Raw genomic sequence first — 26,506 nt, 5'->3', positions numbered from 1 at the left:
GCCATGTCTTCGTGAGGACAGCATGTACAAGATCTTCTTCAGTCTCCTCTTCAAGCGGATGGACCCGGAGCAGGCCCACCACCTCGCCTTCCGCTGGATCCGCCTCGCCGCCCGCGTGCCCGTGCTGCGCACCTTCCTCGCGGCCGCCCTCGCGCCCCGCCACAAGGAGCTGCGCACAGAGGCCCTGGGTCTCCGCATGCACGGCCCCTTCGGCCTCGCCGCGGGCTTCGACAAGAACGCCGTCGGCATCGACGGCATGGCGATGCTCGGCTTCGACCACGTCGAGATCGGCACGGTGACCGGCGAGCCGCAGCCCGGCAATCCCAAGCAGCGGCTGTTCCGGCTGGTCAAGGACCGGGCGCTGATCAACCGCATGGGCTTCAACAACGACGGCTCGCTGAGGGTCGCCGCCCGCCTGGCCTCCCGCACGCCCGTCTTCAGGACGGTCGTCGGCGTCAACATCGGCAAGACCAAGGTCGTCCCGGAGCAGGAGGCCGTCGCGGACTACGTGAAGTCCGCCGAGCGGCTCGCGCCGTACGCCGACTACCTGGTGGTCAACGTCTCCTCGCCGAACACACCCGGACTGCGCAACCTCCAGGCCACCGAGGCGCTCCGCCCGCTGCTGAGCGCCGTCCGCGAGGCCGCCGACCGCACGGTGCCCGCGCGGCGGGTCCCGCTCCTGGTCAAGATCGCCCCGGACCTCGCCGACGAGGACGTCGACGCCGTCGCCGACCTCGCCCTGGAACTGGGCCTGGACGGGATCATCGCCACGAACACCACCATCGCGCGCGAGGGACTCGGCCTGAAGTCCGACTCCGCCCTGGTCGAGGAGACCGGCGGCCTGTCCGGGGCGCCCCTGAAGGAACGCTCCCTGGAGGTCCTGCGGCGCCTCTACGCGCGCGTGGGCGACCGGATCACCCTGGTGGGCGTCGGGGGCGTGGAGAACGCCGAGGACGCGTGGCAGCGCATCCTGGCCGGTGCCACGCTGGTGCAGGGCTACAGCGCCTTCATCTACGAGGGGCCCTTCTACGCCCGCGCCCTCCACAAGGGGCTCGCCGCGCGCCTGCGCACCAGCCCGTACGCCACGCTCGCCGACGCGGTGGGCGCCGACGTGAGGAGCTCCGTATGAGCCTGGAACCCTTCGGTGCGCGCCTGCGCCGGGCCATGGACGAGCGCGGCCCGCTGTGCGTCGGCATCGACCCGCACGCCTCCCTGCTCGCCGAGTGGGGCCTGAACGACGACGTGGCGGGCCTGGAGCGGTTCAGCCGCACGGTCGTCGAGGCGGTGGCCGACCGGGTCGCCGTGCTGAAGCCGCAGAGCGCGTTCTTCGAGCGGTTCGGCTCGCGCGGTGTCGCGGTGCTGGAGAAGTCCGTCGCCGAGGCCCGGGCGGCCGGCGCCCTGGTCGTGATGGACGCCAAGCGCGGCGACATCGGCTCGACCATGGCCGCGTACGCCGAGTCCTTCCTGCACAAGGACGCGCCGCTGTTCTCCGACGCGCTGACGGTCTCGCCGTACCTCGGCTACGGCTCGCTCAGCCCGGCCGTCGCGCTGGCCCGGGAGAGCGGCGCCGGGCTGTTCGTGCTGGCGCTGACGTCCAACCCGGAGGGCGGCGAGGTCCAGCACGCCGTGCGCTCCGACGGCCGGAACGTCGGAGCGACGATGCTCGCGCACCTCGCCGCCGAGAACGCGGGGGAGGAGCCCCTGGGGTCCTTCGGCGCGGTCGTGGGCGCGACCCTGGGTGATCTGTCGTCGTACGACCTGGACATCAACGGGCCGCTCCTCGCGCCCGGCATCGGCGCCCAGGGAGCCACGCCGGCCGATCTTCCCCGGGTCTTCGGGTCGGCGGTGCGCAACGTCGTGCCGAACGTCAGCCGGGGAGTGCTACGCCACGGTCCCGATGCGGTCGCTCTGCGTGACGCCGCGGAGCGCTTCGCGGAGGAGATCCGTCACACCGTGACCTCCTCCTGACCCCTTCCTGACCTCCCTCGGAGACATCCGATGAGTGGTCCGGGCCGCTCTTGAGTCTGAATACATCCTCAAATCCGGGGCAGTATGTCCTAAATGTCCGTTCAGATGAAGGCTGACCAGGACTTTTCCGCTGTTCTCGCTGACTCTGGCGGACTTGCCCGCTAGTCTCCGACGAGAGAACGGGCAAGCGTGTGTTGCTCGTGGCTCCCCAGGTGTGGGGCGACTAGGTTCCTCACCGGTCCGTATCCGACAGTTCGACATCCGAGGTGACGTAGGCGTGGCTCTTCCGCCCCTTACCCCTGAACAGCGCGCAGCCGCGCTCGAAAAGGCCGCCGCGGCTCGCCGGGAGCGGGCCGAGGTCAAGAATCGACTCAAGCACTCCGGCGCCTCCCTCCACGAGGTCATCAAGCAGGGCCAGGAGAACGACGTCATCGGCAAGATGAAGGTCTCCGCCCTTCTTGAGTCCCTGCCGGGCGTGGGCAAGGTCCGCGCCAAGCAGATCATGGAGCGGCTCGGTATCTCCGAGAGCCGCCGCGTGCGCGGCCTCGGCTCCAACCAGATCGCCTCCCTGGAGCGCGAGTTCGGCAGCACCGGCTCCTGAACCGGGCACTCCGGGGAAGCGAGTCCCGGGCACTCCGGGATTGCTGGATAATCGCTGCATGGCAGTAACACCCCGGGGGACGTCCCCCGTACCCCCGGACGCAGGTCCGCGGCTGACCGTGCTCTCCGGCCCCTCCGGGGTCGGCAAGAGCACGGTCGTCGCCCATATGCGCAAGGAACACCCCGAGGTCTGGCTCTCGGTCTCGGCGACGACCCGCAAGCCCCGCCCCGGCGAGCAGCACGGAGTCCACTACTTCTTCGTCACCGACGACGAGATGGACAAGCTGATCGCCAACGGCGAGCTGCTGGAGTGGGCCGAGTTCGCCGGCAACCGCTACGGCACGCCCCGCGCGGCCGTACAGGAGCGTCTGGAGAAGGGCGAGTCCGTCCTCCTCGAGATCGACCTCCAGGGCGCCCGTCTGGTCCGGGAGTCGATGCCCGAGGCCCAGCTGGTGTTCCTGGCTCCTCCCTCCTGGGAGGAGCTCGTGCGCAGGCTCACCGGGCGGGGCACCGAACCGCCCGAGGTGATCGAGCGCAGGCTCGAGGCCGCCAAGATCGAACTGGCCGCCGAGCCGGAGTTCGACAGGACGCTGGTCAACACCTCCGTCGAGGACGTGGCGCGCGAGCTGCTAGCCTTGATGAACGTCGTGTGACCATCGCTGATCGATCCGGTCCTCGCTGATCATCCCGACAGAATCTTTCCCATCCATCGGAAGGTAGAGCGTGTCCTCTTCCATCTCCGCGCCCGAGGGCATCATCAACCCGCCGATCGACGAGCTCCTCGAGGCCACCGACTCGAAGTACAGCCTCGTGATCTACGCGGCCAAGCGGGCCCGCCAGATCAACGCGTACTACTCGCAGCTCGGCGAGGGTCTCCTCGAGTACGTCGGTCCCCTCGTCGACACCCACGTCCACGAGAAGCCGCTCTCGATCGCCCTCCGCGAGATCAACGCGGGGCTCCTGACGTCCGAGGCCGTCGAGGGCCCGGCGCAGTAAGTAGGATTTACAGCTTGATGCTGGCTTTTCCACAGGCCCGGCAGGCCCCCTGCCGGGCCTGTGGTGTGTCATGGAGTCGTACGGTGTGCCGGTTGCCGAGGTCCGGGGAGAGACGTGGACAAGCCGAAGGTCGTTCTGGGGGTCAGCGGCGGCATCGCCGCGTACAAGGCCTGTGAGCTGCTGCGGCGGCTGACGGAGTCGGGCCATGACGTGCGCGTGGTGCCCACGGCCTCCGCGCTGCACTTCGTCGGCGCCGCCACCTGGTCCGCGCTCTCCGGAAACCCGGTCTCCACCGAGGTGTGGGACGACGTGCACGAGGTGCCGCACGTCCGCATCGGACAGCACGCCGACCTGGTCGTCGTCGCCCCGGCCACCGCCGACCTGCTCGCCAAGGCGGCCCACGGCCTCGCCGACGACCTGCTGACCAACACCCTGCTCACCGCCCGCTGCCCGGTCGTCTTCGCCCCCGCCATGCACACGGAGATGTGGGAGCACCCGGCCACCCAGGAGAACGTGGCGACGCTGCGCCGCCGCGGCGCGCTCGTCATCGAGCCCGCCGTGGGCCGCCTCACCGGCGTCGACACCGGCAAGGGCCGGCTGCCCGACCCGGCCGAGATCTTCGAGATCTGCCGCCGGGTGCTGGCCCGGGGCGTGCGGGAGCCGGACCTCAAGGGCCGGCATGTCGTCGTCAGCGCCGGCGGCACCCGCGAACCCCTGGACCCCGTCCGGTTCCTCGGCAACCGCTCCTCCGGCAAGCAGGGCTACGCCCTCGCCCGCACCGCCGCCGCCCGCGGCGCCCGGGTCACGCTGATCGCGGCCAACAGCACCCTGCCGGACCCGGCGGGCGTGGACGTCGTCCCGGTCGGCACGGCCGTGCAGCTGCGCGAGGCGGTGCTCAAGGCGGCTGCCGACGCCGACGCGGTGGTGATGGCGGCGGCGGTGGCGGACTTCCGTCCGGCGACGTACGCGGCCGGCAAGATCAAGAAGAAGGACGACCAGGAGCCCGAGCCCGTCGCCCTGGTGCGGAATCCGGACATCCTCGCGGAGATCTCCGCCGACCGCGCCCGCGCCGGACAGGTGGTCGTCGGCTTCGCCGCGGAGACGGACGAGGTCCTCGCCAACGGCCGCGCCAAGCTGAAGCGGAAGGGGTGCGATCTGCTGGTGGTGAACGAGGTGGGGGAGCGCAAGACCTTCGGTTCCGAGGAGAACGAGGCGGTCGTGCTCGGCGCCGACGGCAGCGAGACGGCGGTGGCGCACGGCCCCAAAGAGGCCCTGGCCGAAACGGTGTGGGACCTGGTCGCCGAGCGTCTCCGCTGATGTTCCAGTCGCTCCGGAGGCCGATCAAACCCGGCCGATCGAGGCGTGGCGCCTCTGGCCAACGCCGCTCGGCATTGGGCAGAATGCCCGTGCCGCAGGTCACAGCACTCCCGAGTGGCGAGACAGGGGGACCGTGGCCGAAGCGTGACCGATAAACTGTTCCACGGACGGCGCCGGGTGCAGCCCCCGCCGTCCGCCAATGATCAGCCAGCAGCCGCTGCAACCCCAGGGAGCGTTGTGTCCCGTCGCCTGTTCACCTCGGAGTCCGTGACCGAGGGTCACCCCGACAAGATCGCTGACCAGATCAGCGACACCATCCTCGACGCGCTCCTGCGCGAAGACCCGTCCTCCCGGGTCGCCGTCGAGACCCTGATCACGACCGGCCTGGTGCACGTGGCCGGCGAGGTCACGACCAAGACGTACGCGGACATCGCGACGCTGGTCCGGAGCAAGATCCTCGAAATCGGCTACGACTCCTCCAAGAAGGGCTTCGACGGCGGCTCCTGCGGAGTGTCGGTGTCGATCGGCGCACAGTCCCCGGACATCGCCCAGGGCGTGGACACGGCGTACGAGACCCGTGTCGAGGGCGACGACGACGAGCTCGACAAGCAGGGCGCGGGCGACCAGGGCCTGATGTTCGGCTACGCGACGGACGAGACGCCGACGCTGATGCCGCTGCCGATCTTCCTGGCCCACCGCCTGTCGAAGCGCCTGTCCGACGTGCGCAAGAACGGCACGATCCCCTACCTCCGCCCGGACGGCAAGACGCAGGTCACCATCGAGTACGACGGTGACAAGGCGGTCCGCCTGGACACCGTCGTGGTCTCCTCGCAGCACGCGTCCGACATCGACCTGGACTCCCTCCTGGCCCCGGACATCAAGGAGTTCGTGGTCGAGCCGGAGCTGAAGGCGCTCCTGGACGACGGCATCAAGCTCGACACGGAGAACTACCGCCTCCTGGTCAACCCCACCGGCCGCTTCGAGATCGGCGGCCCGATGGGCGACGCCGGCCTGACCGGCCGCAAGATCATCATCGACACCTACGGCGGCATGGCCCGCCACGGCGGCGGCGCCTTCTCCGGCAAGGACCCGTCCAAGGTCGACCGCTCCGCGGCGTACGCGATGCGCTGGGTCGCCAAGAACGTGGTCGCCGCGGGTCTCGCCACCCGCTGCGAGGTCCAGGTCGCGTACGCGATCGGCAAGGCCGAGCCGGTCGGCCTGTTCGTCGAGACCTTCGGCACCGCCAAGATCGACACGGACCGGATCGAGAAGGCGATCGACGAGGTCTTCGACCTCCGCCCGGCCGCCATCATCCGCGACCTCGACCTGCTCCGCCCGATCTACTCCCAGACGGCGGCGTACGGCCACTTCGGCCGCGAGCTCCCCGACTTCACGTGGGAGCGGACGGACCGCGTGGAGGCGCTGCGCAAGGCGGCGGGGCTGTAGTTCCCACGTTTCACCGACGAGGCCCGGCTCCCTTCGGGGGGCCGGGCCTTGTCGTGCCCCGGGGTCTCCCGGGCGCCGTCGTCTGTCAGTGGTGTTTGGTAAGAATGCAAGCGTGAGCAGCGAGAACGGACAGGCGGGTGGCGGTGCCGAGGGTGTGCCGCCCGAGCAGCTCGCGCTCATCCGGGAGAGCGTGCGGAAGGCGAAGACGCCCCGGGCCAAGCCGCGGACGTGGCGGGGGGCCGCGCTCGCCAAGGAGCTGCCCGTCGCGCGGGTGCTCGTCGACAAGGGCGTGCTGCATCTCGACCGGTACTTCGACTACGCCGTGCCCGAGGAACTGGACGCCGAGGCCCAGCCGGGCGTGCGCGTGCGGGTGCGGTTCGGGGCCGGGCGGCACCGGGTGCGGGAGGGCCGCCGCGAGGGCGGCGGGCTGATCGACGGGTTTCTCGTCGAGCGGCTGGCCGAGTCCGACTACTCCGGGCCGCTGGCCGCCCTCGCCCAGGTCGTCTCGCCCGAGCCGGTGCTGAGCGAGGAACTGCTCGGGCTGGCCCGGGCGGTCGCCGACCGGTACGCGGGCAGTCTCGCCGACGTCCTCCAGCTCGCCGTGCCCCCGCGCAACGCACGGGCCGAGCAGCGCGCCTCCCCCGAGCCCCTGCCGCCGCCCCCGGCGCCCGAGGCCGGGTCCTGGCAGCGGTACGAGCGGGGAGCTGCCTTCCTGGAGTCGCTGGCCTCCGGCGGCGCGCCCCGGGCCGTGTGGAACGCGCTGCCCGGACCGCAGTGGAGCGAGGAACTGGCCCGGGCCGTCGCGGCGGCGCTGGCCTCCGGCCGCGGGGCGCTCGTCGTCCTGCCCGACGGGCGGTCCGTCGCGCGGGTCGACGCCGCGCTGACGTCCCTGCTGGGGGAGGGGCGGCACGCGGTGCTCACCGCCGACGCCGGTCCGGAGAAGCGGTACGCGCAGTGGCTCGCGGTGCGGCGGGGATCCGTGCGGGCCGTGATCGGCACCAGGGCCGCGATGTTCGCGCCGGTCCAGGACCTCGGGCTGGTCGCCCTCTGGGACGACGGGGACGACAGCCACAGCGAGCAGCACGCCCCGCAGCCCCACGCCCGCGAGGTGCTCCTGCTGCGGGCCGCCCAGGACAAGTGCGGCTTCCTGCTGGGCAGCTGGGCCTGCACGGTGGAGGCCGCGCAGCTCGTCGAGAGCGGCTGGGCCCGGCCGCTCGTCGCCGGACGGGAACAGGTGCGGGGAGCCGCTCCGCTCGTACGGACCGTGGGGGACGGCGATCTCGCCCGCGACGAGGCCGCCCGGGCCGCCCGGCTGCCGACCCTGGCCTGGCAGGCCGTCAGGGACGGCCTGCGGCAGGGGCCGGTGCTGGTGCAGGTGCCCCGGCGGGGCTATGTGCCGCGCATGGCGTGCGCCGTCTGCCGGGCACCCGCCCGCTGCCGGCACTGCTCGGGACCGTTGGAGACGCGGGACGGCGGTGCCCTGTGCTGTGGGTGGTGCGGCCGGGAGGAGGGCGGCTGGCACTGCCCGGAGTGCGGTTCCTTCCGGCTGCGCGCCTCGGTCGTGGGTGCCCGGCGCACCGCCGAGGAACTCGGACGCGCCTTCCCCGCCGTGCCGGTGCGGACCTCGGGGCGGGAACACGTGCTCGACACGGTGCCGGGGGCGCCCGCGCTCGTCGTGAGCACGCCGGGGGCCGAGCCCGTCGCCGAGGGCGGTTACGCGGCGGCGCTGCTGCTGGACGGGTGGGCCATGCTCGGGCGGCCCGATCTGCGGGCCGGGGAGGACGCGCTGCGGCGGTGGATCGCGGCCGCGTCCCTCGTCCGGCCGCAGTCGGCCGGCGGCACGGTGGTGGTCGTCGCCGAACCGACGCTGCGGCCCGTGCAGGCGCTCGTACGGTGGGACCCCGTCGGTCACGCGGTGCGGGAGCTGGCCGAGCGGGCCGAGCTGGGTTTCCCGCCGGTGTCGCGGATGGCGGCCGTGTCGGGGCCGGGGGAGGCGGTGGCCGACTTCCTCCGTACGGCCGAACTGCCGCCGGAGGCCGAGGTGCTGGGGCCGGTGCCGCTGCCGGTTGCCGCCGCGGGGCGACCGCGGCGGGCGGGGGCGCCGCCGCCCGGTGAGCAGTGGGAGCGGGCGCTGGTGCGGGTGCCGCCGGGGAAGGGGGCAGCGCTGGCCGCCGCGCTCAAGGCGGCCCAGGCCGCGCGGATGGCTCGGGGGAGCGGAAGTGGGAGTGGGACGGGGGTCTGGGTGCGGATCGATCCGGCTGATATCGGCTGAGGGGGTGTCACTGGTGTCGCTGGTGCCGGTGGACATCGCCCGGATACGCGGCTGCCCTCCCGGAGGCCTTCCGGGAGGGCAGGGCCGGTGGGGGCAGAGATATGTCAGCCGTTGCGCGGGCCCGGGAAGGCCGTCGGCCTCGCCTCGTCGCGGAGTGCCGGGCTGCCTGCCGTCGGCTGCGTGGGCATGGAGCGGGCCGCGGGGACCGTCGGCACCGTGGGGAGGCCGGTGTTCACACTGACCGTGCGGGTGCTCGACGGCTCCGGCGTGCGCTCCGGCTCGGTCGCGATCGGCTGGGCCGTGGCACGGCGGGCGCCGTAACGGCGGTGGACCGCCTGTTTGGTGACTCCGAGCGCGGAGCCCACGGCGTCCCACGAGAAGCCGAGTGAGCGGTCGAAGTCCACGGCCGCCGTGACCAGGGTCTCGACACTGTCCCGCAGCTCCTGGGCGAGACGTACCGTCGGGGCGGGGGCGCGTCCGTAGACGACGAAGCCCGTGGAGGGGCCGGAGCGGCGCGGGCGGTAGACGTTGCCCAACTGGGCGGTGAGCGTGCGCAGTGCGTCCACCTGCCGGCGGACCCGCTCGATGTCCCGCACCAGCAAGTGCAGGCTGGCCCGAGCCTGGGCGTCGTGGGTTGCGTGGTCGGCCATGAACAAGCCTCTCGAACCGGCGTTGAAAGGAATGGGCCGCGATCGCGGCCCGATGTGGTCAACTCTGTCTTGACCAACGCGGATTCGCTCCGCGGGTCACGGTGTGGGGGCGTGGGGGCATAGGCGTGCGCCCGTTTGCGCGGGGTGTGCGCCTCGGCCTACGGCCATCGGCTCTTTGTCTCCCACCCGCGCACCGCCCGTGACTGTTCGCCGAGAGGCCCGGCTCTCCCGTGGGGGCTGAGCGCCGTCGGCGCCTTTCCGGTTGCGGCTCATAGACTTGGGCGTTGCCCGTCATCGACCCCCGCCCGAGAGGCCTTCACCACCCCATGAAGCTCGTCTTCGCCGGTACACCCGAGGTCGCCGTTCCCGCTCTGGACGCTCTTCTCGCCTCCGGGCGGCACGAGGTGGCCGCTGTCGTCACGCGGCCCGACGCGCCGGCCGGGCGCGGGCGCAGGCTCGTCGCGTCGCCCGTCGCCGAGCGGGCGGAGGAGGCCGGGATCGAGGTGCTGAAGCCCGCGAAGCCGAAGGACCCCGAGTTCCTGGAGCGGCTGCGGGAGATCGGGCCGGACTGCTGCCCCGTCGTCGCCTACGGCGCGCTGCTGCCCCGGGTCGCCCTCGACGTCCCGGTGCACGGCTGGGTCAATCTGCACTTCTCCCTGCTGCCGGCCTGGCGCGGTGCCGCGCCCGTGCAGCACGCCATCATGGCCGGTGACGAGATCACCGGGGCGTCGACCTTCCTGATCGAGGAGGGGCTCGACTCCGGGCCGGTGTACGGGACGGTGACCGAGGAGATCCGGCCCACCGACACCAGCGGGGACCTGCTGACGCGGCTGGCCTTCGCCGGTGCGGGGCTGCTCGGGGCGACCATGGACGGGATCGAGGACGGCACGCTCAAGGCCGTGCCGCAGCCGGCCGAGGGGGTCAGCCTGGCCCCGAAGGTCAACGTCGAGGACGCCCGGGTCGACTGGAACGCGCCCGCGCTGCGCGTCGACCGGGTGGTGCGCGGGTGCACCCCCGCCCCGGGCGCGTGGACCACCTTCCGCGGGGAGCGGCTGAAGCTCGTCCAGGTCGCGCCCGTGCCGGAGCGGACGGGGCTCGCCCCGGGGCGGATCTCCGCCGGGAAGAACAACGTGTACGTCGGCACCGGCTCCCACGGCGTGGAGCTGCTGTGGGTGCAGGCGCAGGGCAAGAAGCCGATGCGGGCGGCGGACTGGGCGCGCGGGGTGCGGATCACCGAGGGGGAGCGGCTCGGGGCCTGACGTCCCACCATGACGTCCACCGTGACGTCCCACCGCGTCGGCCACCTGGCCCGGGCTCGCACGGAGCTGCGGCGTAGGCTGGAGGGCGCACTTCATCTCACACCCGGAGCACCTTTTTCGTGAGCGACCAGCCCCGTCGGCCCCGCACGTCCGGCAAGCCCTACCGTCGGCCCAAGAAGGACCCCGTCCGCATCCTCGCCTTCGAGGCGCTCAGGGCCGTGGACGAGCGGGACGCCTACGCCAACCTCGTTCTGCCGCCGCTGCTGCGCAAGGCGCGGGAGAAGGAGGGGCCCGAGGCGTTCGACGCCCGGGACGCGGCGCTCGCCACCGAGCTGGTGTACGGAACGCTGCGGTGGCAAGGGACGTACGACGCGGTCATCGAGCGGTGTGTCGACCGGCCGCTCGGTGAGGTCGACCCGCCGGTGCTGGACGTGCTGAGCCTCGGCGCGCACCAGCTGCTCGGGACGCGCATCCCGACGCACGCGGCCGTGTCCGCCACCGTCGAGCTCGCCCGGGTCGTGCTGGGCGACGGACGGGCCAAGTTCGTGAACGCCGTGCTGCGGAAGGTCGCGCAGGACGATCTGGACGGCTGGCTGGAGCGGGTCGCGCCGGCCTACGACGACGACCCCGAGGACCATCTCGCCGTCGTCCACTCGCACCCGCGGTGGGTCGTGTCCGCGCTGTGGGACTCCCTCGGCGGCGGGCGCGCCGGCATCGAGGAGCTGCTGCGCGCCGACAACGAGCGGCCCGAGGTGACCCTGGTGGCGCGGCCCGGCAGGGCGACGTCCGAGGAACTGCTCGGGGAGGACGCCGCCGTGCCCGGGCGCTGGTCGCCGTACGCCGTGCGGCTGACCGAGGGCGGGGAGCCGGGCGCCATCGCGGCCGTGCGGGACGGGCGCGCGGGCGTGCAGGACGAGGGCAGCCAGCTCGTGGCGATCGCCCTCGCCAACGCGCCGCTGGAGGGGCCCGACCGGCGGTGGCTGGACGGGTGTGCGGGCCCGGGCGGCAAGGCCGCGCTCCTCGGCGCGCTCGCGGCTCAGCGGGGCGCCGCCCTCGTCGCCTCCGAGAAGCAGACCCACCGAGCCGGGCTCGTGGCCAGGGCGCTGGAGGGCAACCCGGGGCCGTATCAGGTGATCGCCGCGGACGGGACGCGTCCGGCCTGGCGGCCGGGCAGCTTCGACCGGGTGCTGGTCGACGTGCCGTGCACCGGGCTCGGTGCCCTGCGGCGCCGTCCCGAGGCGCGCTGGCGGCGCCGGCCGGAGGACCTGGAGGGGTTCGCGCCGCTCCAGCGCGGGCTGCTGCGGACCGCCCTGGAGTCGGTGCGGGTCGGCGGGGTCGTGGGCTACGCGACCTGCTCGCCGCATCTTGCCGAGACCCGGGCCGTGGTCGCCGACGTCCTCAAGCAGTTCCCGGACACCGAGCTCGTCGACGCCCGGCCGCTGCTGCCCGGCGTACCGGACCTGGGCGAGGGGCCCGACGTGCAGCTGTGGCCGCATCTGCACGGGACCGACGCCATGTATCTGGCGCTCATTCGCCGGACCGGCTGACCCCCGCCGCGACGCTCTCCCGGGCCGCCGCACCGCCGTCCTCCCGCGCCAGCCGGTGCGGCCACCACACCTTCGGGCCCACGTCCAGGAACAGCGACGTCACCAGGATCGACCGCACGACGAAGGTGTCCAGCAGCACGCCGAGGGCGACCGCGAAGCCGATCTCGGCGAAGGCGACCATCGGGAGGGTGCCGAGGGCGGCGAAGGTGCCGGCCAGGACCAGGCCGGCGGAGGTGATGACCGCGCCGGTGGCGGCCAGACCGGTGACCACGCCCGGTCCGGTGCCCTGGCGGGCCGCCTCCTCGCGGATGCGCGTGGTGAGGAAGATGTTGTAGTCGATGCCCAGGGCCACCAGGAAGACGAAGACGAACAGCGGGAAGTCCGTCGACTCGCCCGCGTAGTCGAAGAGGTACCGGAACGCGAGCGCGCTGATGCCGAGCGCCGCCGCGAACGACAGGATCACCGTCCCGATCAGCAGCAGCGGGGCGATCAGGGCGCGCAGCAGCACGCACAGGATCATCAGGACGACCACCAGCACCAGCGGGATGATCAGCACGTTGTCGTGCGTGGTCGCCCTGTCCATGTCCAGCAGGGCCGCCGTACCGCCGCCCACCTGCGCGTCGGCGTCGGGCACCGCGTGCACGGCCCCCCGGACCCGCTCCACCGTCTCCTTGGCGGCCTCGCTGTCCGCCGGGGCGGTCATGGTGGCCTCGAAGAGGACCCGGCCCTCGACGACCGGTTTCGCGCCGGGCGGCAGGCCCAGGGACTGGGGGACCACACCCTGCGTCGAGGCGACCGCGCGGCCCACCTGCTCGGCCTGCGCCCGGTCGCTGACGATGACCAGGGGATCGCCGCTGCCCGCCGGGAAGTAGCGCGCCGACACCTCCTGGCCGGTGATGGAGTCCGGTTTCCCGGTGAACGCGTCGGCGTTGCCGATGCCCTCCGCGCGCAGCTGGATCAGGCCCAGCGAGCAGACCGCCAGGACCAGTGCCGTCACGGCCCAGATCATCCGCGGGCGGCGGGCGATACGGCGGCCCATGCGGGCCCAGACGCCCCGCTCGGTCGGCTCGGGGGAGCCGAGGTGCGGGACCACCGGCCAGAAGATCCACCGGCCGAAGATCACCAGGAGGGCTGGGAACAGGCTCATCATCGCCAGCAGGGCGACGGCGACGCCGATCGCGGCGACCGGACCCAGGCCGCTCGTCGAGTTCATCTCGGCGGCCAGCAGCACCAGCATGCTCAGCACGACCGTCGCGCCCGAGGCGAGCACCGCGGGGCCGGCGCGGTGCAGCGCCAGGGCCATCGCCTCGTGCCGGTCCTCGTGCCGGCGCAGCTCCTCCCGGTAGCGGGCGACCAGCAGCAGGGCGTAGTCCGTCCCCGCGCCGAACACGAGCACCGTGAGGATGCCGGCGCTCTGGCCGTTGACCGTCAGACCCGCGTGCTCGGCCAGCAGATAGATCAGCGCCTGGGAGGCGAACAGCGCGCAGACCACCGCGATCAGGGGCACCAGCAGCAGGGTCAGGCTGCGGTAGGTGATGAGCAGCATGACGATGACGACGGTCATCGCCGCGAACAGCAGCGTCGAGTCGATGCCCTCGAAGGCTTCCGCGAAGTCCGCCGACGTGCCGCCCGGGCCCGTGATGTGCACGGCCAGCCCGCCGCCGCCCTCGCCGACGTCCTCCCGGATGGAGTCGACGGCGGGCGCGATCCGCTCCCAGCCCTCCTCGTCCATCGTGATCGGCACGAACACCTGCGCCGCCCGCGGATCGGCCTGCCGGTCGAAGACCGGCCCCCGGGTCTCCGCACCCCGGATGCCGTGCTCCCGCAGCTCCTTGAGCTGCCGCACGTCCTCCGCGATCTCCGCCCGGTCCCCCGCCGTCAGCCCGCTGTCCCGGGCGTAGATCACCACCGCCGGGATCTGCTCCGGCCGGAAGTCCTCGGAAGCCTGCAGCACCTGAGTCGACTCGGCGGACCCCGGCAGCCAGGACGAGGCGTCGTTGTCCTGCGCATCGGCCAGCTTCATGGCGAACGGCGCGGCGACAACCAACACCACCACCCACAAAACCAACACCAGCCACTTGGCCCGCCGCCCGCAGACGAGGTGTGCAACGCCCTGTTTCATCACATCCCCTTCCGCGGAGGCGCCCCGTAGGGGGCGCGGGGAACTGCGCGAGCAACCACACACGGCCCGCAGCCGCCGTACCACCGTCCTCGCCCGAGACCGATGCCCACAACCCCCGGAGGGCATGGCAGGCTTAGGGCATGGCCGTGCAGATCAACCCCAGCATCCTGTCCGCCGACTTCGCCCGCCTCGCGGACGAGGCGAAGGCCGTGGAGGGAGCCGACTGGCTCCACGTCGACGTCATGGACAACCATTTCGTCCCGAACCTCACGCTCGGCGTGCCGGTCGTCGAGTCGCTCGCCCGTGCGACGGACACCCCGCTGGACTGCCATCTGATGATCGAGGCCCCCGACCGGTGGGCGCCCCAGTACGTGGAAGCGGGGGCCGGTTCCGTCACCTTCCACGTCGAGGCGGCCGCCGCCCCGGTCCGGCTCGCCCGGGAGATCCGGGCCAAGGGCGCCCGCGCCTCCATGGCGCTCAAGCCCGCGACCCCCATCGAGCCGTACGAGGACCTGCTCCCCGAGCTCGACATGCTGCTGATCATGACGGTCGAGCCGGGCTTCGGGGGACAGGCCTTCCTCGACATCATGCTTCCGAAGATCCGCCGTACCCGCGAGTTGATCAGCAAGCACGGACTGGAGCTCTGGCTCCAGGTCGACGGCGGAGTCTCCGCCTCCACCATCGAGCGCTGCGCGGACGCCGGAGCCGACGTCTTCGTGGCCGGATCGGCGGTCTACGGGGCAAACGACCCGGCAGAGGCGGTACGTGCACTACGCACCCAGGCCGAGGCGACGACGGCGAAGGCCTCCTGGGCCTGCAACCACTGAGCCACAGCAAAGTGAACGGCTCCCATCAGGGCTGATCATCCGCGCCGGATCTGCAAGGATGAACGGCGAATCCAGAGTGTGAACAGCAGTGAGGAGATCGCCGTGTCGGGTATGTCGGCGGGCCGGTCAGCCATGCGGATGGGACCCGCTGAGCTGGTGCAGGCGGCGGCCATGGCCCGCCGCTTCTACCTCGAGGGCAAGTCCAAGATCCAGATCGCGGAGGAGTTCGGCGTCAGCCGCTTCAAGGTGGCCCGGGTCCTGGAGACCGCCCTCGAACGGGATCTCGTACGCATCGAGATCCGTGTGCCTGCGGAGCTGGACGCCGAGCGCTCGGACGCGCTCCGCGCCCGCTACGGCCTCAGGCACGCCGTCGTGGTCGAGTCCCCGGCCGATGCCGAGGAGTCGCCCGACCCCGAGAACCTGGGAGAGGTGGCCGCCGACCTGCTCGGCGAACTGGTCAACGAAGGGGACGTGCTGGGCCTGGCCTGGGGCCGCTCCACCATCCACATGGCGGCGGCGCTCGACCGGCTGCCGCCCTGCACGGTGGTGCAGCTGACGGGCGTCTACGACGCCGGGACCGCCGAGCGCGGCTCGGTCGAGGCCGTCCGCCGCGCCGCCCAGGTGTCCGGCGGCGACGCCCACCCCATCTACGCGCCGATGCTGCTGCCCGACGCGGCCACGGCCACGGCACTGCGCAACCAGACGGGGATCGCGCGGGCCTTCGAGCACTTCGACAAGGTCACCGTCGCCTGCGTCTCCATCGGCTCCTGGGAGCCGGGCATCTCCACGGTGCACGACATGCTCACCGAGGAGGAGCGCGCCCACTACGCCTCCCTCGGTGTCGCCGCCGAGATGTCCGCGCACCTCTTCGACGCCGAGGGCCGCCGCGTCGGCCGGGACCTGGGCGAGCGGTGCATCACGGTCAAGGCCGACCAGCTCCGCCGGATCCCCGAGGTCGTCGCGATCGCGGGCGGACAGCGCAAGGGGCCCGCGATCGACGCGGTGCTGCGCTCCGGGCTCGTCACCAGCCTGGTGACGGACACGTCGGCCGCGGACTACCTGATGACGGCGGGCCCGACGCCGAGGTCCGCGCTCAACCGGGCCGACCCGGACGGAGTCTGACGGGTGGTCGGCCAGACCCACGGCGTGCACGACCCGGCGGGCCGGATCGTGGTCGTCCTGGACCTCGAAGGGGTCACGGACAAGGCGGGCCTCATGGACCGCTGCGCCCGTGACCTGTCCCTGCCCGAGTGGTTCGGCCGCAACTGGGACGCTCTCGCCGACTGCCTGTCCGACCCCGCCCTGTGGCCCGAGGGCGCCGTGGACCGGGGGCTGCTGGTCGTCGTCCGGGGCTGGCGGACGTACGCCGAGACGCGGCCCGAGGAGTGGCAGGTCGCTGAGGAGATCTTCGCCGAGGCGACGGACCGGGGCCCGGGCCTCTTCGTCACCCTCGGCCTTGGAGAATCCTCCGAGCGGCCCCCTGACCAGCCTGGATGATCTGCTGGGGGACGTTCGCGCATCCGGCATGGGAGAATGAAGTACGTGCTCTTTCCCCCTGGCCGGCCGGTCGGGGGGTCACCTCTGATCGACTGGGATGTGCAGCACGTGCGTTTCCTCAATGACATCCAGCCCGGGTACGACCTGACGTACGACGACGTCTTCATGGTGCCGAGCCGCTCCGCGGTCGGCTCCCGGCAGGGCGTCGACCTCAGCTCCCCGGACGGCACGGGCACCACCATCCCGCTCGTCGTCGCCAACATGACCGCCATCGCCGGGCGCCGCATGGCCGAGACCGTGGCCCGCCGCGGCGGCCTCGTGGTGATACCGCAGGACATCCCGATCGACGTGGTCACCGACGTCGTCTCCTGGGTGAAGAGCCGCCATCTGGTCCTGGACACCCCGATCATCCTGTCCCCGCACCAGACGGTCGCGGACGCGCTGTCGCTGCTGCCCAAGCGCGCGCACAACGCCGGTGTCGTCGTCGACGAGCACCACAAGCCGGTCGGCGTGGTCACCGACTCCGACCTGTCCGGCGTCGACCGCTTCACGCAGCTCTCCGAGGTCATGTCCCGCGACCTGCTGCTCGTCGACGCGGACCTGGACCCGGGCCAGGCCTTCGACACCCTCGACCACGCCAACCGCCGCTTCGCCCCCGCGGTCAACGAGGACGGCAAGCTCTCCGGCATCCTCACCCGCAAGGGCGCCCTGCGCGCCACGCTGTACAAGCCGGCCACCGACGCGCGGGGACGGCTGCGGATCGCCGCCGCCGTCGGCATCAACGGCGACGTCGCCGGCAAGGCCCAGCAGCTGCTGGACGCGGGCGTCGACACGCTCGTCATCGACACCGCGCACGGCCACCAGGAGTCGATGATCAGCGCGCTCAAGCTGGTGCGCGACCTCGACCCGCGGGTGCCGATCGTCGCGGGCAACGTCGTCGCCGCCGCCGGTGTGCGCGACCTGATCGAGGCGGGCGCCGACATCGTCAAGGTCGGCGTCGGACCCGGCGCCATGTGCACCACGCGCATGATGACCGGCGTCGGCCGGCCGCAGTTCTCCGCCGTCCTGGAGTGCGCCGCCGAGGCGAGGAAGTACGGCAAGCACGTGTGGGCCGACGGCGGTGTCCGCCACCCCCGTGACGTGGCCATGGCCCTCGCGGCCGGTGCGTCCAACGTGATGATCGGCTCCTGGTTCGCGGGCACCTACGAGTCCCCGGGCGACCTCCAGCACGACGCGCAGGGGCGCGCCTACAAGGAGTCGTTCGGCATGGCCTCGGCCCGTGCCGTGCGCAACCGCACCTCGGAGGAGTCGGCGTACGACCGGGCCCGCAAGGCGCTGTTCGAGGAGGGCATCTCCACCTCCCGCATGTTCCTCGACCCGGCCCGCCCGGGCGTCGAGGACCTGATCGACTCGATCATCGCGGGCGTCCGCTCCTCCTGCACCTACGCCGGTGCCGGCTCCCTGGAGGAGTTCGCCGAGAAGGCCATCGTCGGCATCCAGAGCGCCGCCGGCTACGCCGAGGGCAAGCCGCTGCACGCCAGCTGGAACTGACGCGCCCAACGCCCCTTCGTACGGCCCCCGTTCGACCTGCCCGGCAGGGAGAGGCGGGGGCCGTACGCGTTTTGGCGCGCAACAGTCGAAAGCAGCGGTGCAACGAACCTCCGGTCATCCCCCAGGAACGCAATGATCTTGCGGGCATGCGCAAGGTTGCTGCATTTCGACAGCAACGCCGCGCCTCGTAGGCTGTCGCCTCGTACGTGGCGTGGCGGGGACACCGCTCGGTGGGTCCCTGCTCAAGGGTGCCCCCAGTCCCTGCCGCCCTGACCGGCAGCGATGAAGGAGCCAGCGCGTGCTCGACCAAGGCGCACCCCCGCAGAATCCAGGCCAGACAGCCGCCCCCGCGTCCCCCGGCGTCGGCGCGCGTCTCATGCGCCGCAAGCCCGTGGAACGCCTGGTCGCGGAGGGTGGCCAGGGTGAGGGAGGGTCGCTGCGGCGCTCTCTCGGGCTGTGGCAGCTCACCATGATCAGCATCGGCGCCACCCTCGGCACCGGCATCTTCGTCGTCCTCGGCGAGGCCGTCCCGAAGGCGGGCCCGGCCGTCACGCTCTCCTTCGTCATCGCCGGCCTGACCGCCCTGTTCTCGGCGCTGTCCTACGCCGAGCTGGCCGGCACCATCCCGGTCTCCGGCTCCTCGTACTCCTATGCGTACGCAACGATGGGCGAGCTGATCGCCTGGGTCTGCGGCTGGTGCCTGGTCCTGGAGTACGGCGTGTCGGTCGCCGCCGTGGCCGTCGGCTGGGGCGAGTACCTCAACGAACTGCTCGACGGGACCATAGGCGTCACCATCCCGGCCGCGCTGTCCGCCCCGCCCGGCGACGGCGGCGTGTTCAACCTGCCCGCGCTGATCGTCGTGCTCCTGGCGATGGCGTTCCTGCTCGGCGGTGCCCGCGAGTCCGCCCGTGCCAACACCGTCATGGTCATCGTCAAGATCGGCGCGCTGGTGCTGTTCTGCGCCATCGGCGTCCAGGGCTTCCGCTCCGGCAACTACGAGAACTTCATGCCGCTCGGCATGGCCGGGGTCAGCGCGGCCGGCGCCACGCTGTTCTTCTCCTACATCGGCTTCGACGCCGCCTCCACCGCCGGCGAGGAGGCCAAGAACGCGCAGCGCGACCTGCCCCGCGCGATCATGCTGTCGCTCGTCATCGTCACGGCGCTGTACGTCCTGGTCGCCGCCGTCGCCGTGGGTGCCAAGCCCTGGAAGAACTTCACCGACTCCGAGGCCGCCCTCGCCCAGATCATGCGCGAGGTCACCGGCCAGACCTTCTGGGGCACGCTGCTGGCTTTCTGCGCCGTCATCGCCATCGCCAGCGTCGTCCTGACCGTGCTCTACGGCCAGACCCGCATCCTGTTCGCCATGTCCCGCGACGGGCTGGTGCCCAAGGTGTTCGCCAAGGTCCACCCGAAGACCGGCACGCCCCGCGCCAACACCCTGATCGTGTCCCTGTTCTGCGGCGTCCTGGCCGCCGCGATCCCGCTCGGGCAGCTCGCCGACGCCACCAGCATCGGCACCCTGTTCGCCTTCGCGCTGGTCAACGTGGCCGTCGTGGTGCTGCGCCGGACCAAGCCGGACCTGCCCCGCACCTTCCGGGTGCCGCTCTCCCCGGTGCTGCCTGCGCTGGGCTTCGCCTTCTGCCTCTGGATGATGGGCAGCCTGTCGACCGTGACCTGGGTGGTCTTCGGTGTCTGGATGGCCGCCGGGCTCGTGTTCTACTTCGTGTACGGCTACCGCCGTTCCCGACTCGCACCATCCGAGAAGTGACCGACCCACTGTGCTGAACGATCTCGACGAACGCATCGTGCACGCCCTCGCCGAGGACGCCCGTCGCTCCTACGCCGACATCGGCCACATCGTCGGCCTGTCCGCGCCCGCCGTGAAACGGCGCGTGGACCGGCTGCGGGCCACCGGAGCCATCACCGGCTTCACCGTACGGGTGGACCCGGGCGCCCTCGGCTGGGAGACCGAGGGGTTCGTCGAGATCTACTGCCGCGGCAACACCTCCCCGGAGACCATCCAGCGAGGCCTGGAGCGCTACCAGGAGGTCGTGGCCGCGTCCACCGTCACCGGGGACGCGGACGCGATCGCCCAGGTCTTCGCCTCCGACATGCGGCACTTCGAACGGGTCCTGGAGCGGATCGCGGGGGAGCCGTTCGTCGAGCGGACCAAGTCCGTGCTCGTGCTGTCACCACTGCTGCGGCGCTTCTCGTCGGGGTCCCCGACCTAGCGTTTCCTGTCGGCCCGTCGGCGGACCGCCGTCAGCATCCGCCGTACGCCGAGCGCGTGGCCGCCGGTGCCGATGACGAGCTGCCGGTAGAGGGCGCCGGCCGGGCCGGGGAACCGCGCCCGGGTCTCGGCTCGCAGCCGGGTGCGCCCCGGGCCGGCCCCGTCGAGGCGGAAGATCAGGGCGTACGTCGAGAAGTGATGGCGTCCGATCAGGACCAGCTCCGCGCCCGGAACCGCGGAAGCCACGCGGAAACCGGGGATCGTCGCGCCCTGGGAAAGGGGGCGGGGCCCGGACGCCGTGCGGTCGGCGCAGCCGACCAGCGTCGCGTACCCGGCCGCTCGCCCACCCCCGAAGGAGCGGTCCAGAACCTCACCGAGCTCCCGCCACACGACACCGGCGTCCGCGGCGACAACCGTCGTGTGCTCGTCGACGAACGGGAGGGACAGGCGTACGGCGGCGTCCATGAAGATCCCTTCGCCGGCGGGTTCGGCTTCCCCCGCCAGTCTCGCGCGCCGTTCCCCGCCCAGGCCTCCTCCGGCGGGCGGACGCCCGCTGCCGCTCGGCGGAGACGCGCGCCGCCCACCTCCTCCCGGCGGAGGACGCCCATAGGGCATTCCCCCTGTGCTCCAGACGCCGGTCCGCCTACCATCGGTGTCATGACCTGGCGACATTGATCCACCCGCCGTGCCTCCCGAGGACCGCCTCGGCCGCCGTACCTCCGGCGTCCGATCGGTCCTTACGGGAAGGCCTCATGACACTCTCACCCGCACGCGTGCCCGCCCCCGGTCTCCGGCGGCTGACGACCACGCTGTACGGCTACGCGTTCCTCGACGACTTCGTCCTGCTCTACCCGGTGTACGCGCTGCTGTTCGCCGACACCGGCATGTCGCTCTGGCAGATCTCCTCCCTGTTCGCCCTGTGGTCGGTCACCGGCGTGGTGCTCGAAGTGCCCTCCGGTGCCTGGGCCGACGCCGTGTCGCGCCGCCGGCTGCTGTGGATCGGCCCGCTGCTCACCGCCGCCGGCTTCGCGCTGTGGGTGGCCGTCCCGTCGTACGGGGCCTTCGCGGCCGGCTTCGTCCTGTGGGGCGCCGGCGGAGCGCTCGGCTCCGGTGCGCTGGAGGCCCTGGTGTACGACGAGCTGGACCACCTCGGCGCCGCCGACCGGTACGCGCGGGTCATGGGCCGGGCCCGGGCCGCGCGGCTGGCGGGCACCGTGGCATCCCTCGGCCTCGCGGGGCCCGTCTTCGCCCTGGGCGGCTATCCGGCGGTCGGTGCCGCCAGCTTCCTGGCCTGTGTGCTGACCGCCCTCGCCGCGACCCGTTTCCCCGAACACCGGATGCGGCCGGAGGGCACCGACGACAGCTGGGCGACGACCCTGCGGGCCGGACTCGCCGAGGTCCGCCGGGACCGCTCGGTGCGGGGCGCTCTGCTGCTGATCCCGGCGGTGGCCGCGGTGTGGGGCGCGCTCGACGAGTACACCCCGCTGCTGGTCCGGGACATCGGCGTCGCCGAGGCGACGGTGCCCTACCTGATCATGCTGATCTGGGCGGGCGTCACCGTCGGCAGCCTCCTGACCGGACCGGCCGAGCGGCTCGGCACGGCCGGGCTCGCGGCGCTGCTCGCCGGTGCCGCCGTCGCGCTGGCGGTGGGCGCCGCGGCCCGCTCACTGGCCGGTATCGCTCTCGTGAGCCTCGCCTTCGCCGGGTTCCAGCTGGCCGAGGTGCTCGCCGACGTCCGCCTCCAGCACCGCATCGACGAGTCCCGCCGGGCCACGCTCACCTCCGTGGCGAGCCTGGGCACCGAGCTGGCCACGGTCGCCACGTTCGGCGTGTACGCGCTGCTGGGCACCGGCATGGCGCACAGCACCGTGTTCGCGGTGCTCGCGGTGCCCTACCTGGTGACGGCCCTGGTGCTGGCTAGAGTTCGGGCTGCCAGGGCACGACCGTGAAGTCGCCCGTCCCCTTCCCGACCTTCTCGAAGGGGGCGGAACTCACGCACTTGGGCAGCTCCTTCGTGTCGACGGGGCTGCCCGTGGAGGCCCAGCTGTAGCCCAGCCGGTCGTGGCGGCCGAGGTCGTGGACGGTGACACCGACCCGCTTGCCCTCGGCCCCCGGCAGGTCGGACGCGGTGATGACGCCCGAGACGACGGCCACCTTGCCTCCGGTGAGCAGGCAGTCGACCTCGACCTCGGCCCGGGCGCCCTGACCGTTCAGGTAGTGGCTGAACTCGAAGGTGCCGGTGGCCTTCGTCGGGTCGGCCTTGTCCTCGGCCGCCAGGTGCGCGTCGAAGGAGAAGGTGATGTCGTCTCCGGCCGAGCGGTACAGCTTGGCGGTGCCGGTGAGGGCCGCCGCCTCCCGCGGCCGGGGCGCGTCCGAGGCGGTCGCGGCCGAGGCCGCCCCGGCGGTGAGCAGCAGTGCGGAGCCGAGCACGACGATCTTCGTACGGCGCTTCATTTCGGTCCTTTCCGCAGGTCGTGTGGACAGCCCTTACTCTTCCGGCCCGAGACCGGCGGGACATCGCGCGCAGGGCGGGACCTCGCCTCCGCCGTGCGGCGGGGGAGAGCCGGCGGGCCCGGGCGCCGAGGCGGAGCCGGACTACGCCTCAAGGAGCGCAACAAATCGCCGCCAGGCCCCCGGCGCACGCAACGAACCGTTCACCAGCGCGCAACGGCTCCTTCTTGTCCGCCCTGGTCAGCCGCCCGTACCGTCTACGTGGCCCCTCCAACCACCCTGTGGGCCCTCCAGCCACCCTTCGCCCGGTGAGGAACACGCATGCGCACCGCCCTACTCCAGAGCTCCGGCCGCCCCGGCTCCACCGTCGAGAACCTCAAGGTCCTCGACGAGGCCGCGGGCCGGGCCGCCGCCGCGGGCGCCGGGCTGCTTCTCACACCGGAGATGTTCCTGACCGGGTACGCGATCGGCGACGGCATCGGCCGGCTCGCCGAGCCCGCCGACGGCGACTGCGCCGACGCGGTCGCCGAGATCGCGACGAACCGCGGTCTGGCGATCGCCTACGGCTACCCCGAGCGGGCCGGCGACGCCGTGTTCAACTCCGCCCAGCTGATCTCCGCCGACGGCACCCGTCTCGCGAACTACCGCAAGACCCACCTCTTCGGCTGCTTCGAGCGCGACCACTTCACGCCGGGCGACCAGCAGGTCGTCCAGACCGAGATCGACGGCGTGCGCGTCGGGATCCTGATCTGCTACGACGTGGAATTCCCGGAGAACGTCCGCGCCCACGCCCTCGCCGGCACCGACCTGCTGGTCGTCCCGACGGCACAGATGCACCCGTTCCAGTTCGTCGCCGAGTCGATGATCCCGGTGCGCGCCTTCGAGAACCAGATGTACGTCGCGTACGTCAACCGGGTCGGCCTCGAGGGCGAGTTCGAGTTCGTGGGCCTGTCCACGCTCGCCGGGCCCGACGGGATCGCCCGGACCCGGGCCGGGCGGGGCGAGGACCTCGTCCTCGCCGACGTCGACGCGGCCTTCCTCGCCGCGTCGCGCGAGAACAACCCGTATCTGCGGGACCGGCGCCCCGGCCTGTACGGGTCGCTCGTCTGACACCCCTCGCACCTGTCTGTTTCTTCTGCAAGTTCTTCCGCAAGGAGTCCGTACCCCATGACGTCCACCGTGCCCAACGCCGTCGAGCACGCAGACGCGCAGCAGCCGCCGATCACCATGTTCGGCCCGGACTTCCCGTACGCGTACGACGACTTCCTCGCCCACCCGGCGGGCCTCGGGCAGATACCCGCGACCGAGCACGGCACGGAGGTCGCGGTCATCGGCGGCGGCCTGTCCGGCATCGTCGCCGCGTACGAGCTGATGAAGATGGGCCTCAAGCCGGTCGTCTACGAGGCGGACCGGATCGGCGGGCGGCTGCGCACGGTGGGCTTCGAGGGGTGCGACGCGTCCCTCACCGCCGAGATGGGCGCGATGCGCTTCCCGCCGTCCTCCACCGCCCTGCAGCACTACATCGACCTCGTCGGCCTTCAGACGCGGCCGTTCCCCAACCCCCTCTCCGAGGCGACCCCGTCGACCGTCGTCGACCTCAAGGGCGAGTCGCACTACGCCGAGACGATCGACGACCTGCCCCAGGTCTACCGGGACGTCGCCGAGGCCTGGAACCGGTGCCTGGAGGAGGGCGCCGACTTCTCCGACATGAACCGCGCCCTGCGCGAGCGGGACGTCCCGCGCATCCGCGAGATCTGGTCCCGGCTCGTCGAGAAGCTCGACAACCAGACCTTCTACGGCTTCCTCTGCGACTCCGAGGCGTTCAGGTCCTTCCGGCACCGCGAGATCTTCGGCCAGGTCGGCTTCGGCACGGGCGGCTGGGACACCGACTTCCCCAACTCCATCCTGGAGATCCTGCGCGTCGTCTACACCGAGGCCGACGACCACCACCGCGGCATCGTCGGCGGCTCCCAGCAGCTGCCGCTGCGGCTGTGGGAGCGCGAGCCGGAGAAGATCGTCCACTGGGCCCAGGGGACCTCGCTGGCGAGCCTGCACGAGGGCCGCGAGCCCCGCCCGGCGGTGACCCGGCTGCACCGCACGGCCGGCAACCGCATCACGGTGACGGACGCGAAGGGCGACATCCGCACCTACGAGGCGGCCGTTTTCACCGCCCAGTCCTGGATGCTGCTCTCCAAGATCGACTGCGACGACTCGCTCTTCCCGATCGACCACTGGACGGCCATCGAGCGCACCCACTACATGGAGAGCTCCAAGCTCTTCGTGCCGGTCGACCGCCCGTTCTGGCTCGACAAGGCCGTCGACGACAGGGGGAATCCGACCGGCCGGGACGTCATGTCGATGACGCTCACCGACCGCATGACCCGCGGCACCTACCTGCTCGACGACGGCCCGGACAGGCCCGCCGTCATCTGCCTCTCCTACACCTGGTGCGACGACAGCCTGAAGTGGCTGCCGCTGTCCGCGAACGAGCGGATGGAGGTCATGCTGAAGTCGCTCGGCGAGATCTATCCCAAGGTCGACATCCGCAAGCACATCATCGGCAACCCGGTGACCGTCTCCTGGGAGAACGAGCCCTACTTCATGGGCGCGTTCAAGGCCAACCTGCCCGGCCACTACCGCTACCAGCGGCGCCTGTTCACCCACTTCATGCAGGACCGGCTGCCCGAGGACAAGCGCGGCATCTTCCTCGCCGGCGACGACATCTCCTGGACGGCCGGCTGGGCCGAGGGCGCCGTGCAGACGGCCCTCAACGCGGTCTGGGGCGTCATGCACCACTTCGGCGGCACGACCGACCCGACCAACCCGGGCCCCGGCGACGTGTACGACGAGATCGCGCCGGTGGAACTGCCGGAGGACTGACCGGGCGGCCGGGCCCTTCGACGGGCCCGGCCGTCACGGCCCGGACGCGGTGGCATGCTCGTCCTCCGGGCCCATGGCCGGAAGCCTGCGGCGGACGACCATCGCGACCACGGCGGCGATGGCGCTCACGGACCCGGCGAGTCCGCCCAGGCCGGTGATCGACTCGGTCACCCCGGGCAACCGAGTCGGATCACCTCTGCAGAGGCGTGAGCAGCATGCGTCCCGCGAGGCCTACCGCCGTGTCCAGGCGTTCCCTGAACTCCCCGGCGATGTCGGGGAGTCCGCGCAGGGCCCACAGGGCCCGGGACGCCGTCCAGGCCGCGTCGCGGGCCCGCTCCAGGCTCCAGGAGCCCAGCAGGTGGGTCAGCGGGTCGGCGATCTGCAGGAGGTCGGGGCCCGGCATCAGATCTTCGCGGATGCGCTCCTCCAGCGAGACGAGGAGATCACCCACCGCGTCGAACTCGTCCTCCAGATCGACGGGTGCGCAGTCGAGCGTACGGCAGGTGTCCACGACGGCCAGCGCGAGATCGTGCCCGATGTGCGCGTTGATGCCCGCCAGCGCGAACTGCAGCGGTCGTACCCCGGGATGGCGGCGGAACTGGAACAGCGGCCGCCAGCAGGCCGGTGCCCGCCGGTCCCTCGCCGCCGCCTCGACGGCGTCGAGATACCGCTCGGCGAACCGTACGTCCAGCATGATCGCGGCGTACGGGTCCGCGAACCGCCCGGCATCGACGTGCCGGTCCACCGCCTCCGTCACGGCGAGGTAGACGCGGTTGAAGACCGCCACCCCGTCCCGGGGGTGCAGAGCCGCACCGAGGGCGCGCATACGGGAGATGACTGCGTCGACCGGTGTGTCCACGGCTGGGGGGACTTGTTCGCATCGCGGCATGCGG

25 protein-coding genes are annotated in these 26,506 nt (G+C 72.2%); 19 read left to right on the top strand and 6 right to left on the bottom strand.

The window, feature by feature from the left end; translation table 11 throughout:
• Window positions 1–22: 22 nt before the first annotated feature.
• The 8 genes from IE255_RS21305 (at window position 23) to IE255_RS21270 (ending at window position 8,599) form a co-directional block, all read left to right on the top strand.
• The gene (locus IE255_RS21305) at window positions 23–1,129 is read left to right on the top strand and encodes a quinone-dependent dihydroorotate dehydrogenase (RefSeq protein WP_190051952.1); all 1,107 of its coding nucleotides are present in this window, start codon (window positions 23–25) and stop codon (window positions 1,127–1,129) included.
• Window positions 1,126–1,968, top strand: coding sequence for an orotidine-5'-phosphate decarboxylase (gene pyrF, locus IE255_RS21300; protein ID WP_190051951.1), 843 nt, complete (start codon window positions 1,126–1,128; stop codon window positions 1,966–1,968). The genes IE255_RS21305 and pyrF overlap by 4 nt, the downstream gene beginning before the upstream one ends.
• A 277-nt stretch (window positions 1,969–2,245) precedes the next feature.
• Complete coding sequence (locus tag IE255_RS21295; protein ID WP_003977346.1) at window positions 2,246–2,569, top strand: integration host factor; 324 nt, start codon at window positions 2,246–2,248, stop codon at window positions 2,567–2,569.
• 58 nt (window positions 2,570–2,627) lie between these two features.
• Window positions 2,628–3,221: a guanylate kinase gene (gene gmk, locus IE255_RS21290; RefSeq protein WP_190051950.1), complete on the top strand. Its 594-nt coding sequence runs from the start codon at window positions 2,628–2,630 to the stop codon at window positions 3,219–3,221.
• Window positions 3,222–3,291: 70 nt separating this feature from the next.
• A complete protein-coding gene (gene rpoZ / locus IE255_RS21285) occupies window positions 3,292–3,564 on the top strand; it encodes a DNA-directed RNA polymerase subunit omega (RefSeq protein ID WP_003988945.1) in 273 nt (90 codons plus the stop codon).
• A 114-nt stretch (window positions 3,565–3,678) separates the two neighbouring features.
• Window positions 3,679–4,881: a bifunctional phosphopantothenoylcysteine decarboxylase/phosphopantothenate--cysteine ligase CoaBC gene (coaBC, locus tag IE255_RS21280; protein WP_190051949.1), complete on the top strand. Its 1,203-nt coding sequence runs from the start codon at window positions 3,679–3,681 to the stop codon at window positions 4,879–4,881.
• Window positions 4,882–5,118: 237 nt separating this feature from the next.
• Window positions 5,119–6,327, top strand: a complete 1,209-nt coding sequence (gene metK, locus IE255_RS21275; RefSeq protein WP_190051948.1) for a methionine adenosyltransferase — start codon at window positions 5,119–5,121, stop codon at window positions 6,325–6,327.
• A gap of 112 nt (window positions 6,328–6,439) precedes the next feature.
• Window positions 6,440–8,599, top strand: a complete 2,160-nt coding sequence (locus tag IE255_RS21270) for a primosomal protein N' (protein WP_190051947.1) — start codon at window positions 6,440–6,442, stop codon at window positions 8,597–8,599.
• A gap of 104 nt (window positions 8,600–8,703) precedes the next feature.
• Here IE255_RS21270 and IE255_RS21265 read toward each other — a convergent pair whose 3' ends face one another.
• The gene (locus tag IE255_RS21265; RefSeq protein ID WP_190051946.1) at window positions 8,704–9,249 is read right to left on the bottom strand and encodes a hypothetical protein; all 546 of its coding nucleotides are present in this window, start codon (window positions 9,247–9,249) and stop codon (window positions 8,704–8,706) included.
• Between the two features lie 326 nt (window positions 9,250–9,575).
• Here IE255_RS21265 and fmt point away from each other — a divergent pair, with 326 nt between their 5' ends.
• Both fmt and IE255_RS21255 read left to right on the top strand, forming a co-directional pair.
• Complete coding sequence (gene fmt, locus IE255_RS21260) at window positions 9,576–10,508, top strand: methionyl-tRNA formyltransferase (RefSeq protein ID WP_190051945.1); 933 nt, start codon at window positions 9,576–9,578, stop codon at window positions 10,506–10,508.
• 119 nt (window positions 10,509–10,627) lie between these two features.
• A complete protein-coding gene (locus IE255_RS21255) occupies window positions 10,628–12,055 on the top strand; it encodes an RsmB/NOP family class I SAM-dependent RNA methyltransferase (protein WP_190051944.1) in 1,428 nt (475 codons plus the stop codon).
• Here IE255_RS21255 and IE255_RS21250 read toward each other — a convergent pair.
• Window positions 12,036–14,177: an MMPL family transporter gene (locus IE255_RS21250; RefSeq protein ID WP_190051943.1), complete on the bottom strand. Its 2,142-nt coding sequence runs from the start codon at window positions 14,175–14,177 to the stop codon at window positions 12,036–12,038. The two genes, IE255_RS21255 and IE255_RS21250, sit on opposite strands and share 20 nt — an antisense overlap.
• A gap of 140 nt (window positions 14,178–14,317) precedes the next feature.
• On the opposite strand from IE255_RS21250, the gene rpe reads away from it, so the two are divergent.
• From rpe to IE255_RS21220, 6 genes are all read left to right on the top strand, one after another.
• Complete coding sequence (gene rpe / locus IE255_RS21245; RefSeq protein ID WP_190051942.1) at window positions 14,318–15,004, top strand: ribulose-phosphate 3-epimerase; 687 nt, start codon at window positions 14,318–14,320, stop codon at window positions 15,002–15,004.
• A 78-nt stretch (window positions 15,005–15,082) separates the two neighbouring features.
• Window positions 15,083–16,126: a sugar-binding transcriptional regulator gene (locus IE255_RS21240; protein ID WP_190051941.1), complete on the top strand. Its 1,044-nt coding sequence runs from the start codon at window positions 15,083–15,085 to the stop codon at window positions 16,124–16,126.
• Between the two features lie 3 nt (window positions 16,127–16,129).
• Window positions 16,130–16,501 carry a barstar family protein gene (locus IE255_RS21235; RefSeq protein WP_190051940.1) on the top strand — a complete coding sequence of 124 codons (372 nt, stop codon included), beginning with the start codon at window positions 16,130–16,132 and terminating at the stop codon, window positions 16,499–16,501.
• 108 nt (window positions 16,502–16,609) lie between these two features.
• Window positions 16,610–18,052, top strand: a complete 1,443-nt coding sequence (locus IE255_RS21230; RefSeq protein WP_190051939.1) for a GuaB1 family IMP dehydrogenase-related protein — start codon at window positions 16,610–16,612, stop codon at window positions 18,050–18,052.
• Window positions 18,053–18,350: 298 nt separating this feature from the next.
• On the top strand, window positions 18,351–19,820 hold the full coding sequence (locus tag IE255_RS21225) for an amino acid permease (RefSeq protein WP_190051938.1): 1,470 nt from the start codon (window positions 18,351–18,353) through the stop codon (window positions 19,818–19,820).
• Window positions 19,821–19,830: 10 nt separating this feature from the next.
• Window positions 19,831–20,283 carry an Lrp/AsnC family transcriptional regulator gene (locus IE255_RS21220; protein ID WP_190051937.1) on the top strand — a complete coding sequence of 151 codons (453 nt, stop codon included), beginning with the start codon at window positions 19,831–19,833 and terminating at the stop codon, window positions 20,281–20,283.
• On the opposite strand, the gene IE255_RS21215 is transcribed toward IE255_RS21220, so the two are convergent.
• Entirely contained in the window at window positions 20,280–20,747 is a 468-nt protein-coding gene (locus tag IE255_RS21215) for a hypothetical protein (RefSeq protein ID WP_190051936.1), read from the bottom strand. The two genes, IE255_RS21220 and IE255_RS21215, sit on opposite strands and share 4 nt — an antisense overlap.
• A gap of 287 nt (window positions 20,748–21,034) precedes the next feature.
• Between IE255_RS21215 and IE255_RS21210 the strand changes: the two genes are divergently transcribed.
• Window positions 21,035–22,231, top strand: coding sequence for an MFS transporter (locus IE255_RS21210; protein WP_190051935.1), 1,197 nt, complete (start codon window positions 21,035–21,037; stop codon window positions 22,229–22,231).
• On the opposite strand, the gene IE255_RS21205 is transcribed toward IE255_RS21210, so the two are convergent.
• On the bottom strand, window positions 22,200–22,736 hold the full coding sequence (locus tag IE255_RS21205; RefSeq protein ID WP_190051934.1) for a Repetin: 537 nt from the start codon (window positions 22,734–22,736) through the stop codon (window positions 22,200–22,202). The genes IE255_RS21210 and IE255_RS21205 overlap by 32 nt on opposite strands.
• Before the next feature lie 318 nt (window positions 22,737–23,054).
• On the opposite strand from IE255_RS21205, the gene IE255_RS21200 reads away from it, so the two are divergent.
• Both IE255_RS21200 and IE255_RS21195 read left to right on the top strand, forming a co-directional pair.
• Window positions 23,055–23,843 carry a carbon-nitrogen hydrolase family protein gene (locus IE255_RS21200; RefSeq protein WP_190051933.1) on the top strand — a complete coding sequence of 263 codons (789 nt, stop codon included), beginning with the start codon at window positions 23,055–23,057 and terminating at the stop codon, window positions 23,841–23,843.
• Window positions 23,844–23,900: 57 nt separating this feature from the next.
• A complete protein-coding gene (locus IE255_RS21195; protein ID WP_190051932.1) occupies window positions 23,901–25,613 on the top strand; it encodes a flavin monoamine oxidase family protein in 1,713 nt (570 codons plus the stop codon).
• Window positions 25,614–25,646: 33 nt separating this feature from the next.
• Here the strand turns inward: IE255_RS21195 and IE255_RS21190 are convergent, their stop codons facing one another.
• Together IE255_RS21190 and IE255_RS21185 are read right to left on the bottom strand one after the other, a co-directional pair.
• Window positions 25,647–25,784 carry a hypothetical protein gene (locus IE255_RS21190; RefSeq protein WP_190051931.1) on the bottom strand — a complete coding sequence of 46 codons (138 nt, stop codon included), beginning with the start codon at window positions 25,782–25,784 and terminating at the stop codon, window positions 25,647–25,649.
• A gap of 19 nt (window positions 25,785–25,803) precedes the next feature.
• Window positions 25,804–26,502, bottom strand: coding sequence for a DUF5995 family protein (locus tag IE255_RS21185; protein ID WP_190051930.1), 699 nt, complete (start codon window positions 26,500–26,502; stop codon window positions 25,804–25,806).
• Window positions 26,503–26,506 lie beyond the last annotated feature (4 nt).

The sequence above is a fragment of the Streptomyces lomondensis genome (assembly GCF_014651035.1).
In the GTDB taxonomy this organism is placed as follows: Bacteria; Actinomycetota; Actinomycetes; order Streptomycetales; family Streptomycetaceae; genus Streptomyces; species Streptomyces lomondensis.
This window is presented reverse-complemented; position numbering and strand designations above follow the sequence as displayed.